Source organism: Bacillus sp. CBEL-1 (genome assembly GCF_004348885.1).
Lineage (GTDB): Bacteria > Bacillota > Bacilli > Bacillales > Bacillaceae_H > Priestia > Priestia aryabhattai_A.
On sequence record NZ_SBIM01000003.1, the window covers coordinates 1 to 14,648 of the forward strand.

16 protein-coding genes are annotated in these 14,648 nt (G+C 38.3%); 4 read left to right on the forward strand and 12 right to left on the reverse strand.

The window, feature by feature from the left end; genetic code table 11:
- On the forward strand, positions 1-86 hold an 86-nt coding region (locus EPL02_RS00185), incomplete at its 5' end, for an IS3 family transposase (RefSeq protein ID WP_131887123.1).
- Between the two features lie 75 nt (positions 87-161).
- On the opposite strand, the gene EPL02_RS00190 is transcribed toward EPL02_RS00185, so the two are convergent.
- Positions 162-1,124: a VanW family protein gene (locus EPL02_RS00190; RefSeq protein ID WP_131886737.1), complete on the reverse strand. Its 963-nt coding sequence runs from the start codon at positions 1,122-1,124 to the stop codon at positions 162-164.
- A gap of 389 nt (positions 1,125-1,513) precedes the next feature.
- Here EPL02_RS00190 and EPL02_RS00195 point away from each other — a divergent pair, with 389 nt between their 5' ends.
- Entirely contained in the window at positions 1,514-1,969 is a 456-nt protein-coding gene (locus EPL02_RS00195) for a MarR family winged helix-turn-helix transcriptional regulator (RefSeq protein WP_094910074.1), read from the forward strand.
- Between the two features lie 41 nt (positions 1,970-2,010).
- Here EPL02_RS00195 and EPL02_RS00200 read toward each other — a convergent pair whose 3' ends face one another.
- The gene (locus EPL02_RS00200; protein ID WP_131886738.1) at positions 2,011-3,522 is read right to left on the reverse strand and encodes a class I adenylate-forming enzyme family protein; all 1,512 of its coding nucleotides are present in this window, start codon (positions 3,520-3,522) and stop codon (positions 2,011-2,013) included.
- A gap of 416 nt (positions 3,523-3,938) precedes the next feature.
- Between EPL02_RS00200 and EPL02_RS00205 the strand changes: the two genes are divergently transcribed.
- Entirely contained in the window at positions 3,939-4,583 is a 645-nt protein-coding gene (locus EPL02_RS00205) for an SDR family oxidoreductase (RefSeq protein ID WP_131886739.1), read from the forward strand.
- A 26-nt stretch (positions 4,584-4,609) separates the two neighbouring features.
- Here the strand turns inward: EPL02_RS00205 and EPL02_RS00210 are convergent, their stop codons facing one another.
- The 3 genes from EPL02_RS00210 to EPL02_RS00220 all read right to left on the reverse strand — a co-directional run bounded on the left by EPL02_RS00210 (position 4,610) and on the right by EPL02_RS00220 (position 6,863).
- The gene (locus tag EPL02_RS00210) at positions 4,610-5,227 is read right to left on the reverse strand and encodes an NUDIX hydrolase (protein ID WP_131886740.1); all 618 of its coding nucleotides are present in this window, start codon (positions 5,225-5,227) and stop codon (positions 4,610-4,612) included.
- Positions 5,228-5,277: 50 nt separating this feature from the next.
- A complete protein-coding gene (locus tag EPL02_RS00215; protein WP_131886741.1) occupies positions 5,278-6,114 on the reverse strand; it encodes a cobalamin-binding protein in 837 nt (278 codons plus the stop codon).
- Positions 6,115-6,416: 302 nt separating this feature from the next.
- Positions 6,417-6,863 carry a DUF6376 family protein gene (locus EPL02_RS00220; RefSeq protein ID WP_131886742.1) on the reverse strand — a complete coding sequence of 149 codons (447 nt, stop codon included), beginning with the start codon at positions 6,861-6,863 and terminating at the stop codon, positions 6,417-6,419.
- Between the two features lie 343 nt (positions 6,864-7,206).
- On the opposite strand from EPL02_RS00220, the gene EPL02_RS00225 reads away from it, so the two are divergent.
- The gene (locus tag EPL02_RS00225) at positions 7,207-7,785 is read left to right on the forward strand and encodes an exonuclease domain-containing protein (RefSeq protein ID WP_247600289.1); all 579 of its coding nucleotides are present in this window, start codon (positions 7,207-7,209) and stop codon (positions 7,783-7,785) included.
- A gap of 8 nt (positions 7,786-7,793) precedes the next feature.
- On the opposite strand, the gene EPL02_RS00230 is transcribed toward EPL02_RS00225, so the two are convergent.
- From EPL02_RS00230 to accC, 7 genes are all read right to left on the reverse strand, one after another.
- Complete coding sequence (locus EPL02_RS00230; RefSeq protein ID WP_131886743.1) at positions 7,794-8,486, reverse strand: GNAT family N-acetyltransferase; 693 nt, start codon at positions 8,484-8,486, stop codon at positions 7,794-7,796.
- Positions 8,487-8,492: 6 nt separating this feature from the next.
- Positions 8,493-9,371 (reverse strand): carbon-nitrogen hydrolase family protein, encoded by an 879-nt coding sequence (locus EPL02_RS00235; RefSeq protein ID WP_131886744.1) that lies wholly within the window; start codon positions 9,369-9,371, stop codon positions 8,493-8,495.
- Between the two features lie 34 nt (positions 9,372-9,405).
- On the reverse strand, positions 9,406-9,909 hold the full coding sequence (mug, locus tag EPL02_RS00240; RefSeq protein ID WP_094910066.1) for a G/U mismatch-specific DNA glycosylase: 504 nt from the start codon (positions 9,907-9,909) through the stop codon (positions 9,406-9,408).
- Between the two features lie 59 nt (positions 9,910-9,968).
- Positions 9,969-11,300: a C40 family peptidase gene (locus EPL02_RS00245; RefSeq protein WP_286175132.1), complete on the reverse strand. Its 1,332-nt coding sequence runs from the start codon at positions 11,298-11,300 to the stop codon at positions 9,969-9,971.
- Between the two features lie 204 nt (positions 11,301-11,504).
- Entirely contained in the window at positions 11,505-12,320 is an 816-nt protein-coding gene (locus EPL02_RS00250; RefSeq protein ID WP_094910065.1) for a uroporphyrinogen-III synthase, read from the reverse strand.
- Between the two features lie 25 nt (positions 12,321-12,345).
- A complete protein-coding gene (locus EPL02_RS00255; protein WP_094910064.1) occupies positions 12,346-13,125 on the reverse strand; it encodes an IclR family transcriptional regulator in 780 nt (259 codons plus the stop codon).
- Positions 13,126-13,282: 157 nt separating this feature from the next.
- Positions 13,283-14,647, reverse strand: a complete 1,365-nt coding sequence (gene accC / locus EPL02_RS00260) for an acetyl-CoA carboxylase biotin carboxylase subunit (protein ID WP_131886746.1) — start codon at positions 14,645-14,647, stop codon at positions 13,283-13,285.
- Position 14,648 lies beyond the last annotated feature (1 nt).

Below are 14,648 nucleotides of genomic sequence, written 5' to 3' on the forward strand. Positions count from 1 at the left end.
GCTATATTACGTATTATAACCATGCCCGTATTCAAACAAAATTAAACAACCAGTCTCCTGTACAATACAGAAAACTGGTTGTTTAAAAGGTGTTTTGATTCCTGTCTCAAAAACAGGGGTCAGTCCCATAGTGGCTTCGGTTTTTTTTGTGTTTAGTTTACTTACAGGTAGCGCTGTGCAGTACGAACTTCAACTGTCAAAGTTCCTCCAGCAACGTTTGTATACGTCTTAATGATGATTGGATACGATTTATTGTTCATAAACTTAAAATCTGGTCCATTCCACGAAACAGTAGCATCTCTTCCTTTAGGAACGTATCCTACGTCTTTTGAATGATGAGAACGCGCAACGATTTGTACGCCAGCTTTATCTACAGCATTAAACAGCGTGGAAGATGTTTGACAGATACCTCCACCAATTCCCATCACTAATTCTTTGTTGATAATCTCAGGAGCTTGCTGATAGCCACGTTCTACGGTACGAGGCCCTACTACACTGTTATACGAAAAGTAATCACCAGGTCCTAAAATAGTATTATTAATTGCTTCAGCAGAGAGCTGAATATTTCGGTTTCTCCCCGTATCGCTAGGACGAAACTTCGTTGTGAAAGAAGCAATTGGCACTTCACTCACTCCTGCTGCTGCCTGCACGGAAACATTTGGTGGTGTCTCGTAAATAGGAACCGTGATTTCCAATTGGTTTGTGTTTAAATTTTGTAGACTCGCTACAAGTTCCTCTTCTTTTAAAACAATTCGATTTGAGCCTCCGATTAATGCTCCATTTCCATCTAACTTCATGCTTTGCATTGGTGTATCGATTCCTTTTGCTAACTCGGAAGCAAGTGCTTTTATCTCTTTATTGTATACTTCCTTATCCGCAAAGTTAACGGGTTTAAATTCTCGCATTAATGCACCAGTACGAGAATCCTTTAATTGGTACGTTAAGTCTTCTACTTTAATAACCGGCTCTTTCTTTTCTTTTTTCTCTACGGCTTTTTGTTCTTTTTCTTTTTCTGCTGCCGTAGCTGCCGCTTGTTGTGCAGAATGGTCCATATACATATCAAATGCAATATAACCGCTGACCAACGTGGCACTTGCTAAAAGTGCTGCTATAACCTTTTTCATGTAATTGTGATCCCCCCATATTTCGGTTTTACCTCAATATGTCTTTCTTTTAAAAATATGTATGTTTCACTATATTATATAAAAATATAGAAATATTCGTCTATCAAAAATAAATATTTTTAAGAAGAAAAGGAAAGACTGAGAAAAACCAGAATCATTTACACACCCCTTTTTTGAAACGAAACATCTGTCTGAAAGCGCTATTGATACTATCATAATAGCACGAAACAAATAATAATTTAACGAATTTTGGAAATTAACTTCAACTTTTTTTCTGTTTCAACTTCATGAAACTGTCACAAATAGAGACGGTCTTTCATTTATACAAAAGCTTTACGCATGTTATAATAATTAGTACAAACGTATGAATCTAGAGGAGGCTCCACAGATTGACGCAGTATAACAAAGAAAATGTGAAAGAACAGTTAGAAAGCATTGATCAAATTAAAGAGGCGCTAGTGAAGTATCGAAACACCGTAATCGGTGAAAAGTATGATTTACTTCCCTACCACCTTACACCTACAAAAGAGACAATCTTAAAAACTGTTTATGATAAAGAAAGTTGTATTGTTAGCGATATCACAAAAGTACTTGGTTTATCTCCCGGTGCTATTACTATTGTGTTAAATCAACTGGAAGATGAACAGCTGGTAACACGTATTTATAAAAAGAAGAATCGCCGCAGCGTTTGGATCGAGCTAACTGAAAAAGGAAAAAACGTTGTAGAAACGTTACAGAAAACGCGTACTGATTTTTGGGTTAACATTTTATCTAATCTGACAGATGAAGAGCGTTCACAATACATTCATATTATGCAGAAACTTTCAAAAACATTAAGCGAATAAACAAAAAAAGCGGTATAATCACCGCTTTTTTTGTTTATTTTTTAAGCATGAGCTAAAGCTAGCTCTTTTACTTTTTTCTTCATGATTTTTCCTACGCTGTTTTTAGGAAGAGAAGGTACAAATACGATCTCAGGAACTTTATAGGCTGTTAATCGTTCTTTGCAGTACTCTTTAACCTCAGTTTCTGTTATACCACATTCTTCTCTTACGACTGTATAGGCGTAAGGAACTTCTCCATATAAGGTATCGGGCATACCAACTAAAGCCGTTTCCAATACGTCATCAATGCCTAAAATCACATCTTCTACTTGGTCTGGATAAATATTGTCTCCGCCATATACAATTACGTCTTTGTAGCGACCGTCAATGTATAAGAATCCATCTTCATCTAGTTTTCCTGCATCCCCCATAGATAACCATCCGTCATGTAAAACGGCTTGTGTTGCCGCTTCATTTCCCCAGTATCCCTTAAAGATATACGGGCTTTTCACAAGAACTTCACCAATTTCTCCTGTTGCAACTGCCTCTCTTGTTTCAGGGTTAACTACTTTTACTTCAACACCTGAAATTGGTTTTCCAACAGAGTTTACTTTATCCCATCCCATTTGAGGCGCCCATGCGCTGATCACCCAAGCTTCTGTACTACCGTAACCTTGTGCTACCGTAACACCATGCTTTTCTAAATTACGAATAAGTGATTCAGGTACTTTTGTTCCACCTGATAAAGCTAGCTTCCACGGTAAGTTTTCACGAGGATTTTGCTCGAGCTCTTCTAATAAATACGTAAGAGCCGGTGGCAAAGCTAATAAGAGCGTAATATCCTCTTTTTCAATAACGTCTAAAATACGTGCCGGCTCGGTTTCTTCTGAACAAACCATTGTCACGCCGCTTTTAATGCAGTGAAACATGGAGTTCATTGAACTCATATGGAAAAATGGATGCACAAACAAATAGTGCATTTCAACATGAATTAAATCCTCTGTTCTTCCGCTTTCTAAGTATTTTCGAACGCCACCATGTGAAATCATGCAGCCTTTTGCGTTTCCTGTTGTACCTGACGTAAACATCATTAAAGCCGTATCTTCTTCAGTTACTTCATAGTTAATAAAAGGTTCTTTTGCTGAAAATTTATTGAATTGTTCATTAAACTTAGGTTCGCGCTCTAGCGTTACCGTAAAGTCCAGTTGATCAATTGCTTTAGCTCCTTCCACAACTGTTGAAAACTCTTGATGATGTAGAAGTGCTTTTAACTTTCCACTTTCAATAATGTGGTCTAATTCATAAGATGTCATATTTTCACTAAGCGGGCTGACAACAGCTCCAATTTTCACAATTGCCATCATAACAGTTGGATAAGCAGCGGTTGTACGAGCTAAAATCCCGACGCGATCTCCTTTTGTTACACCTTGACTTACTAAAAAGTTTGCAATTCGATTAATTTGATTAGAAAACATTTCATACGTATAGCGTTGTTCACCTTCTACTAATGCTTCTTTATGTGGTGATAACATCGCTCTCTCTGCAACTAGATGTTGAATCGTATTTGATTTCATCTTTATCTCTCCTTTACGTTTTCAACATAACCATTGAAAAAATGAATTAAAATAGTTTAATGACTAAAATATTAGTGACCCAAAGAATAATATCAAAAAAACATTAATTAGTAAAATTTCAATAGTCCTATATACTCTATTCTTATAGTTTAAAGACAAAAAAGGCACATTTTAGACCCTGAAACTTGGTATATCAAGAATGTAAGTGCTTTTAATAAAATTCCAATAAATACTAAAAACAGTTATAAAGATTTGATTTTTTTCCAATTGTTAGGAATTTTATTGGGTTGAAAATGGTTTTATTTTCTTATTTATGAATTTTATTTTATTTTTCTTTTAAATGTGTTTAAAGCATAACTTTTGAGTGCATAAGAATTCTATGAAACAATAAAGAAAGAATAGAAAGGAGAATGTACATGAAAGTTCTAGTTATTGGAGCAAATGGACAAATCGGTCAAAAGGTTGTAAATCTATTACATGCTAATGAACAACACACCGTACGTGCCATGGTTCGTAAGGAAGAACAGCTCGAGAAACTAAAAAGTGAGAAGATTGAGGCTGTCTATGCTAGCCTTGAAGGAACGGTAAAAGAATTAGAAGCAGCCATGAAAGGCTGCGATGCGGTCATCTTCACTGCTGGTTCAGGAGGTAGCACGGGATCTGACAAAACGTTGCTAATTGATTTAGATGGAGCAGCCAAATCGATTGAGGCGGCTGAAAATGTAGGAGTTAATCGTTTTATTATGGTAAGTGCCCTACAAGCTCATCATCGTGAAAACTGGAATGAAGATTTAAAGCCTTATTACGTAGCAAAACACTATGCTGACAAAATTCTAGAAGCAAGTAGTTTAGACTATACAATCATTCGACCAGGCGGATTAACGAACGACGCTGGTACGAATAAAGTAGAAGTTGCCACAAACTTAACGCGCGGCACAATTCCTCGTGAAGACGTAGCCAAAGTTGTGATTTCTAGCCTTACAGAAGAAGGAACCTACAAAAAAGCGTTTGACTTATTAGCAGGCGATAAAAGTATTGAGCAAGCTCTAAAAACATTATAAAAACAGGCGGTTGTGACCGCCTGTTTTTATTTGTTCAATAGCTGAATGAAGTGATGCAAAATCTTAGCAGTTAGCCCCCAAATGACACGATCTTTATAATAATAAAAATGCTCTTCCACCTTACGTGTTTGCCAATTATAATCTTCTCCTCCAATGATATCATCAAATGGGAAGGTTGAGTCAGGCTCTACTTTAAAATGAATATGATGGACTTTAGGTGGATTTTCTTTAAAGAACGAAAGAGGTACGGTAAACACTTCCGCTACCTCAGAAGGATTTGGACGTAGTGGCAAATCATTTTTTAAAACCCCTATATACGGATAAATAATAGTTCCAAACTGTGACACGATATAATCTAACGGCTGAACATTTTCAACCGCTTTATTTTCAATACCTAGTTCTTCTGTCGTTTCTCTTACTGCTGCATCTTTAGGTGTTAAATCGCTTTGCTCAATCTTACCTCCTGGAAAACAAATCTCACCAGGCTGTCTACGTAAATGGTGCGCTCTTACTTCAAATAACACATGAAGCTCATCTTGTTTTTGAATAAGCGGAACCAAAACGGCAAACTGTAAAAATTCATCCGTGCCCAAAATATTTGGTTTTCGGTTAGTTAATGTTTCAAGAATTTCATTTAGCTTCAATGTACCACTTCCTCTTCTCTCTTTTTAGTAGTAACAGCATAGTTTGTTGATTAAGGCTTGTCAACATTTACACTCTTTACAACTGATAGTAGCACATCTTCATCTGCATCCTCTTTAAAAGTAGCAGGATGAAGCAGCTTAGCTAACTTTTTAAGACCAACTAATAAGCGTGGAGACGGCCGGCAAAATAACGCCTCCTCTAAAATATGTATATCCGTTTCCGACAATCTTAATTCTTTCCAACCAGAACGTTTTTGAATTACTTTTTTATTGACGTTCTTTTCGGCTACTCCAACCCAGGCAAGGCATATCGCTTGAGGTTTTCTCTTTTTGACGACTTCCCATGTTGTTTGAACGCTGGCTTCATTGTAATCTTCAAACAGATTTTTCGCTCCAGCAAGTGCACTAATTTCAGTTAGCCAGTTTGAACCACCTGGCGTAAACAAAGGTTTTGGCCACCATTCCCAATAAATGTTGGGCTTGTATGCGATACGATCGGATATTTCTTTATAGTACGTTATTTCTTCATCAAATCGTTTCACTACTTTTTCTGCATAATTACCTACCCCAATTAAATTCCCTACAGTTAGAAGATCTTTTCGAATATCATTTAAAGATTGAGGATTGAGGGTAATAAAAGAAAGGTTTCGCTTCTTTAATTCATTAATGTTGCGCTCCATTCCAGGAACACTTAGAGAAGCTAAGATTAAATCGGGCTTTAATTCTTCAACCAGATCCATGTTAATAGACAAATCAGGACCCAACCTCGGTAATTTTTGAACATTGTTAGGCCAATCTGAATAATCATCAACTCCTACAAGTAGATGTTCGCATTGCAAATAACCAATAAGTTCGGTATTGCTTGGGCATAGAGATACAATTCGCATTTAAACGCCTCCTTATTAAAAGTTCTTTACATTTACAATACTAGAATTCTAGAAAAAAAGACAGCAGACATTGCGCTAGTTATTTCTCGAGAGAAATTTTTTTAAAAAGGTAATTTTTCATCGTTTTTTCACTTTTCTCTTATATAGTGAAGACAGTACTTTTTTATAGATATGCCCCTTTTCACTCGTCTCTTGTAGACGAGCTTTTTTTTGTTTTCCATCACTTTAAATAAAACGAAGCAAATACTGCTAACGCAGAAAAGGTATCGGGCTCAAATCCGATACCTTTTCCCTGTTCTACTTTATAATCCTAAATCTTCAATTTGCTTAACGATGCTTGAAATGTCTTGGATGGACTGAAATAGCTCCGTATTTTCAAGTACTGCAGGATCTAACTTTCCGCCTTCTATATTTTCTAAATACGTATTGATTCCGTCTAGAGCTTTCTCATTTTGCTCAAGTACCTGAGCGTGTAAATCTGCTGCTAATTCAGGAGCATTAAGTTCATTGAAGCTCTCAATTTCCCCTTTCATATCTTCTAGCTTTGTTTCAAATTCCGCTGCAGCATTTGAATCTGTAATGGCTTGTTGAGCTAATTCAGGTGCTTCTTCAGCAAAAGCTTTGGCCTCCTGCACATAGTCTGTCGCTTCGTTTACGTACGTAAGTGCATCATTTGCTCCTTCTAACATTGAACAGCCGCCTAATAAAAGCGATGTGCTGGCTAGGATTCCTATTAACCATTTTTTCATTTGTTTTCCTCCTAGAAATTTATTTTCAACCTTTAAAGGTAGAAACCAATAAAAAAACCATCTTCACAATGTTTTTTGTAAAGATGGTTAAAATGACCTTTACCAAAAACATTTGGCAAAGGTCTCGCTAACAATATCACATATTGCCAACAAAGCCGGAGAGATTCTCTCGGAGTGACGACCTTGCTGTAGCAGCTACTCCCCTTTGGGAATTCCGTATAAACTTCTACCATCATTCTACCCTATTTATAAGAAACGCGTCAATTTTCACGTAGGAATCGTTTTTCCATTTGAATAATCAATGGTAGAATAAGAGAATCATGATGATAAGGGAGAGAACGTCTTGTCTGGACAGTATAAAATACTCGCGTTTGTTGATATTGAAACAACCGGCTTAAGTCCCGCTAGTTGTGAAATGATTGAACTTGGAATTTTACTTTACAAATACGATGAACAGCTTCAAATCCTCACGGAGATAGACCGCTATAATGGATTCGAAATGCCGACATACCCAATTTATCCTCATATTACTAGGCTAACTGGGATTACAAATGAAATGGTGAAAGGTCAAAGGTTTGATGACCAAAAAGTAATTGAGCTATTTAAACAAGCTGATGGCATCATTGCGCATAATGCTTCTTTTGATCGTAGCTTTTTACTAAAGCGCTATTCCTTTTTACAAGACTGGAAATGGCACTGCTCAATGAGATCCGTAAAGTGGAAAGAATACGGGTTTATCAATAAAAAGCTAACAACGCTTCTAGATGCACATGGAATTTCTAGAGAAAATGCACACCGTGCGATGGATGATATAGAAGCAACTGCTTTCTTGCTACAAAAGATCAACCCAGAAGGTAATATATACTTAACCGAAGTTTTAAAGAAAGTCATGAGCAAACCAAAATCGGCTGTAAAACGATAAAAAGCATCTCATTTAGCTGAGATGCTTTTTTGTACCCAAAATGGATTTTTCCATTCCATTAGCGTTCCGTAGTTACAAGACTCTTCGTCTTCTAAATAGTTTTCTATCACTTTAAGCGGAGTTCGACCACAGCGCAGCAAAAATGTAATAACTGGATCTTGAATGGTACCTTTTAAGATTTCTTCGATATATTGCTCGGGCGTTAGCTTTCTTTGGTATTGATGGTAATCAGGCATCCTGCCACCGCCTATTAATCTCTCTAGTTTTAAGTGAATAACATTGTCATACATGGCATTCATCATCCATTTCCCTAACCCTAGCTTACGGTAAGCAGGGGTTACACTAATGTCTACAACATATAATGAATTCCCATTTGGATCATGATTACGAATATAACCACTATCCGTAACGTCCTCCCACGTATGGTTTGGTGACTTAGGGTCAAACTGAACTAATAACCCAGTCATGCTTCCTGCCACTTTACCGTTTACTTCTATACACAATGCTCCCTCTGGAAATAAGGTAATGTGATTGGTAAGCTGCTCGATATTCCACCATAAATTAGGCGGAAACGGAGGTGGAAAACATTCTTGTTGTATAGCAATTAAATCTTGGAAATCAGCTTGGTGATAATTTCGTATGATGGCAGGAACAGGTTTTTTTTCATCAAATACAAAAAACTCTCTTCGGTACACATTCATCACTCCTTATCGCATCAAGACCTCTTCTTTTTCCCAATCGGTATACAAGTCCGTGCGGCGATCACGCCATGTTGTTACCGATCCGCTTTCTCGAACTTTATAGAGTAATTCCAAATCTAAGTCAGCTGTGACAATCATATCTTGATTAATTTCACCTTCAGCCATTAGCCCTTTAGGTGGAAACGGCACATCGTTTGGGGTAATGATTGCAGCTTGACCAAAGTTGGCACGCATAAAGTCGACGGTAGGAAGTGAACCTACTGTCCCAGAGTTTACTACGTAAACTTGGTTTTCGATTGCTCGTGCATGGCTTGTATAGCGTACGCGGTGGAACCCGTGACGATCATCCGTACATGATGGGCAGAATATTACATCCGCACCTTTCGCTTTTGCCATACGAACAATCTCAGGAAACTCAATATCATAGCAAGTAAGCAGCGCAACTTTTCCTTTTGTAGTTTCAAAAATCTGCAGGCTTTCCCCAGGCGTCATGTCCCACTCTTGTAGCTCTGTTGGCGTCATATGAAGCTTGGCTTGCTCACCTATACGGCCATCCGGGTAAAAGAGATGAGCTACATTATAAAGACGCCCTTCTCTTCTTATTACGTGTGTACCTGCAATAATATGAATGTTCATTTTAATAGCTAAGCTCATAAATAAAGAACGATACTGCTCGGTAAAGTCAGGTAAATCCTGGATTGTTAATGCTTGCCCTTGATGATTACCAATCGACATTAACTGTGTTGTAAAGAACTCTGGAAACATAACAAACTCTGCTCCAAATTCTTCTGCTGTTTTTACATAGTGCTCAACTTGATGAGCAAATTCCTCAAAGGATTGAATTGTATGAAGATGATATTGAACCGCTGATACTCGAAGTTTCATAGGTTCCTCCTTCCCAAACTTATTCGTCTTTTTTTTAGTAAAAAAAATCTGCTAACTCTCGATAAATAGCCACGATATCGTCTACTTTCATTCGCACTAAGCCGCTTGAGGAAGGGGCCACGAAGTCAACTGTTCCTTCGATAACTGAAACCTCTTGAATTCCCCAAGGAACGTTTCTACGTTTACTGTACTGCTCATAGACGCCTTTGCCAACAAAACAAACGACTTTTGGCTGATACGTACGAATTTTATGAGCAAGCTGCTTTCGTCCTTCTTCGTATTCTTCTTTGGTGATTTCTGCAGCAGCTTTTGTAGGACGATCCACAATATTTGTAAGGCCATAGCCAAGATTTAGTAAATCTACATCTTCTTCAGGCTTATAAAGTCGTGGCGTTAATCCAGACTTGTATAAAATGTTCCAAAATCGATTACGAGGATGTGCAAAGTGATAGCCTGTCTCACTTGATCGAATGCTAGGATTAAAACCCACAAATAGAATTCGTAAGTCTTTCTTAATGCAATCTTGTACTAAATCCATGCCGTACCTCCTAAAAAAATCATCCATCTAGTATGAATGATTTTTTAGAAAATTATACGTTAAATGCGAACAACACGTCCGTTAAATTTTTGTTTCCAATAACCTTGAGTCATATCTGCAATACCAACGCCTTTACTTTGAGCACCGATGAACTTACCATTTCCTACATAAATGCCAACATGTCCATCTGTTTTATAGGTATTGAAAAAGACAAGGTCGCCAGGCTGCATTTGTGCAGCAGAAATTTGTGTACCCGCACGCTTTAATGTTTCAGTGCTTACATAGCCACGAGGTCCTAGCTCAACACCTACTTGTGAGTATGCCCAGTGTACAAACGATGAACAGTCAAAGAATCCACGATTAATATCCGCTTGCGTACGACCTCCACCAAATACGTATGCAGAATTGCCAATCCATTTGTTTCCTACGGTTGCAACATTGGAATGAGATGCAGCAGGAGCTGACTTAGCCGCTGGTGCTTCTACAGTAGCTTTTGATGTAGGATTTGGATTTTCATTATCATTATCTTGAGCGGGAGCGGCTTTTTCAGCAATCGTTTGGCTTGAAGCTGTAGATACCTGCTGTTCAGCTTTTTCAGCTGCTTCTTTTTGTTCTTGCTCTCTTTGCTTTTCAGCAGCAATGCTGTCTGTTAATGATTGTTCTTGAGTTGATAAATCCGTCTCTTGTTCAGTTAAAGATGCTACCTGTTGCTCATTTTCTGATTTCTTATCATTCAATTGAGCAGAAAGTGTCTCTTGCTCAGCTTTTTGTTCAACTAAGTATTCGTTAATACCGTTTAACTCTTCTTTCATCGCTTCAAGGTCTTTTAACTTACCTTTTATAGAAGATTGTTTCTCTGCTACTTCATCCTGCATTTCTTTTGTTTCTTTTAAAATATCACGGTCTGCGTTAATAATTGTTGACACGGCTACCGAGCGATCAACAAAGTCAGAAAAGCTTTTGGAACCAAGAAGGACTTGAACGTAATCAACACTTCCCCCAGCTTCTTGAAGTGCTTTTGCACGCTCCGCTAAAATTTGGTTTCGTTCTTCAAGCTTCTCATTTAACATATCAATGTCTTTTTGAAGGCTGTCTATTTTCTTAGTTGTCTGCTTAATGCTGTCTTCTGTGTCTGCTACTTTCTTTTCATTTTCCTTAGCTGCTAGTTTTAAACGCTCCAACTGAGCTGATAAGCTGCTTTGTTCTTTTTCCAAGCGTTTTTTTTCTTCGTTTGCACTGGAAATTTTCCCTTGCAGTTCTTCTTTCTCTTGTTGAATTGTTGTTTTTTGGCTTTCCATTTCATTTATCGTTGAGGCGAATGCTTCAGTTGAAAACACGCTTGATAATCCTAAAACAACTGCGGCATTGGCAAAAATAGCTTTTTTATTCACTTTAAACTCCTCCATTACTTCATCTGTCTAATCATCTATGTATATATCGAACTATTATTGTCGAAAAATAGCTAAAAATAGTCTTTTACTACGAAAATTATACCACGATGTATTTATATGAAATATTACAATTTCATTTCATAATTGGAAGACTTAGTGAAATACAAGAAAAAAATAGCACGCAAACGCGTACTATTTTCCTGATTATTTCTCTATAGTTTGCTCATAGTATTGCTCTAGGGCTACAATCGCACTCCCCATTCGTTCTTGTAGCGGAACGACCACGCGCTTCACACCTTGTTCGTTTAACGCTGCAGCCGTTACTTTTCCAACGGATAAAGCCACAACGTCTGTCTCAAATGCTTCTAAAACCTCTTGTTCCTTTCCTTTTTCACGCGCAAACGAAAAAAGGTTACGAGGCTGCGGGGCACTCGTAAAATTGACTGCGTCTACCTTCCTAGTTAGTATTTCATCTAACAGTTGCTCCATCACGTCAGGTTTAGGAGGAATGTGCTTATAAGGAAGAATATCCTTGGCATTTGCATTTTGTTCATTTAAAAAGTTCATTAAAGCTGGAGCCGGGTCTCCATGAAGCTGAAGCGCAACTTTACACCCATCAAACGAGTGGCTCTGCAATTCTCGAACGAGACCAGCTGTACTGCCATCATCATCACGAACAGTTGGTGTAAGGCCTAATTTCTTTAACATATTAATAGTTTTATAGCCGCGGGCTCCAATTTTAGCGTTTTTTAATGCAGCTAGAAATTGGGAAGCTAGCCCCATTTTATCAGCCGTATTGTACAAGATTTCCGTACCAATACCCGTAGTGAAAATAAACCAATCGTACGCACCTTGAACAAGTTCTTTTACATCTTCTTCAAGATGAGTGTCATCTAAAAAAATGGTTCCTTGTGCCGGTCTAATAAGAGCAATTCCACCTAAGTTTTCTACGATTTTTTTGATGTCCTCTACTTTTCGCTGACCAGCAAGAGCAACTCTTTTTCCTTCTAATCGTCTCATTCGTAAACTCCTCCGTTTATGTAAATTACTGCGCAAATGGAGATGTGTGCTGAGGAATATATCCTAGTTTTGCAGAAATCTCCGCTGCAGCCGCTGTTACTTTTTTTATTAAAAACGGCATTCTTTCTTCATTAAAATGTGCATCAATTCCCGCAACGCTAATTCCAGCTGCAATTTCGCCTTTATGGTTAAAGATTGGAGCTGAAACTGCTGTTGTATAGTCTTCTAGTTCAGAATGACTAATTGTATAGCCGTTTACACGTGCTTTATGAAGCTCTTCATTTAATTTTTCTTTGTCGGTAATTGTGCCTATCCCTATTGGTTGTAAATCAGTTATTTCTAAATAACGCTGCTGTTCTTCAGACGATAGAAAAGATAGAATGATGCGAGAACATGCACCAGCGTAAAGAGGTGATTTTCGTCCAATCGAGGTATACAGACGCACGGGATGCACAGCTTCAATCTTTTCAATATACATCGCTTGATCTCCATCGCGAACAATCAGGTTAACAGCTTCTTCCACTTCATCGCGAAGCGCTTGCATAATAGGTAGCGCAAGCCCTCTAACATCGAGCCGATCGGCTACAAGCTGACCAAACTGTAAAAAAAGAAGGCCAAGTTCATAGTGACCATATGGATCTTTCGTTAAAAAGCCCATTTCTTCTAAAGACCCAAGCATTCGGTGAAGTGATGTTTTAGGAATATTTGTCTTATCCATTAATTCGTTAAATGTAAGGCGAGGGTAATCAATGAACAGCGTTAGAATGCTCATCGATTTCATAACCGTTTTATTTTTATCTTGCATACTCACGCTCTCCTTTAATTTGAACATATTTTCACAATCTTTGTTTTATTATACAACAAACTAATGGAAAGCACCTTATTTTAGGATGTTTTTTCACGTTTAATTAGATATAAATAAGAAAGAAAGCACCCTATAGAAAGGTGCCTTCTTTTACTATTTATGAAGTTGCTACCTGCTGTGGATGAATCTCATACATGTCCAAAAACTTCGTTGTAAAATCTCCTTCCACAAATTTTTCGTGTTCTAGAAGAGATAAGTGAAACGGTATTGTTGTTTGCACTCCTGTAATATAAAACTCACTGAGTGCACGCTTCATGCGCTGAATTGCTTCCGTACGGTTTTTTCCGTAAACAATAACTTTAGCAATCATCGAATCATAAAAAGGCGGAATGGTATACCCTGCATATACTGCGCTATCTACGCGCACCCCAAATCCTCCAGGTGGAATGTAGCCTGTTACAGTTCCGGGTGACGGCATAAAGTCACGCCAAGGATTTTCCGCATTTATACGACACTCGATTGCACATCCAGAAAAAGTAATGTTTTCCTGTGTGAAGGGTAGTGGATAACCTGCCGCAACTGTAATTTGCTCTTTAATCAAATCTACGCCTGTTACTAACTCGGTTACTGGATGCTCAACCTGAATGCGCGTATTCATTTCCATAAAATAAAATGCACCGTGTTTATCAAGTAAAAACTCAACCGTACCCACACCATAGTAGTTCACTGCTTTGGCAGCTTTCACAGCAGCGTCTCCCATCTCGTTTCGTAGCTTTTCGTTAAGCGCTGGTGATGGTGACTCTTCAATGAGCTTTTGGTGGCGTCTTTGGATAGAGCAATCTCGTTCTCCTAAGTGAATAACATGCCCATGCTTGTCGGCTAAAATTTGAATTTCAACATGACGAGGGTCTTCAATAAACTTTTCTAAGTACACTCCTTTATCTCCAAACGCTTTTTCTGCTTCTTGCTGAGCTTGACGGACTGCTTTGTGAAGTTCTTCTTCATTAAAAGCCGTTCGCATTCCTTTACCGCCTCCACCAGCAGACGCTTTCACGATGACAGGGTAACCAATTTCTTTTGCAATCTCAGCGGCCTCTTTACTGCCTTTAATTAAACCGTCGCTCCCTGGTACAATTGGTACGTTGGCTCGCTTCATAGTATCACGCGCCTTTGATTTAGCACCCATATCTAAGATTGCCTGAGATGAGGGACCAATAAACGTTAGCCCATACTCCAGGCAAGCATCTGCAAACTGTGCACTTTCAGATAAAAAGCCATATCCAGGATGAATTGCATCTGCATGCGAAACGTCCGCTGCGCTGATGATGCTTTTACTGTTTAAATAGCTGTCTTTAGGGCTTTTTCCACCGATACAGTATGCTTCATCAGCCATCTGCACATGAAGAGCATCACGGTCTCCAGTAGAATACACGGCTACAGTTTTGATGCCAAGTTCCTTACATGCGCGAATCACACGAACAGCAATCTCTCCTCTGTTAGCAATCAACACTTTTTTAAACATG

Excerpts from the sequence above, each read along its gene's own strand:
- EPL02_RS00190 (WP_131886737.1), bottom strand. The coding sequence starts at position 1,124 with ATGAAAAAGGTTATAGCAGCACTTTTAGCAAGTGCCACGTTGGTCAGC.
- EPL02_RS00200 (WP_131886738.1), bottom strand. The coding sequence starts at position 3,522 with ATGAAATCAAATACGATTCAACATCTAGTTGCAGAGAGAGCGATGTTA.
- EPL02_RS00205 (WP_131886739.1), top strand. The coding sequence starts at position 3,939 with ATGAAAGTTCTAGTTATTGGAGCAAATGGACAAATCGGTCAAAAGGTT.
- EPL02_RS00215 (WP_131886741.1), bottom strand. The coding sequence starts at position 6,114 with ATGCGAATTGTATCTCTATGCCCAAGCAATACCGAACTTATTGGTTAT.
- EPL02_RS00220 (WP_131886742.1), bottom strand. The coding sequence starts at position 6,863 with ATGAAAAAATGGTTAATAGGAATCCTAGCCAGCACATCGCTTTTATTA.
- EPL02_RS00230 (WP_131886743.1), bottom strand. The coding sequence starts at position 8,486 with ATGAATGTGTACCGAAGAGAGTTTTTTGTATTTGATGAAAAAAAACCT.
- EPL02_RS00235 (WP_131886744.1), bottom strand. The coding sequence starts at position 9,371 with ATGAAACTTCGAGTATCAGCGGTTCAATATCATCTTCATACAATTCAA.
- mug (WP_094910066.1), bottom strand. The coding sequence starts at position 9,909 with ATGGATTTAGTACAAGATTGCATTAAGAAAGACTTACGAATTCTATTT.
- EPL02_RS00250 (WP_094910065.1), bottom strand. The coding sequence starts at position 12,320 with ATGAGACGATTAGAAGGAAAAAGAGTTGCTCTTGCTGGTCAGCGAAAA.
- EPL02_RS00255 (WP_094910064.1), bottom strand. The coding sequence starts at position 13,125 with ATGCAAGATAAAAATAAAACGGTTATGAAATCGATGAGCATTCTAACG.
- accC (WP_131886746.1), bottom strand. The coding sequence starts at position 14,647 with ATGTTTAAAAAAGTGTTGATTGCTAACAGAGGAGAGATTGCTGTTCGT.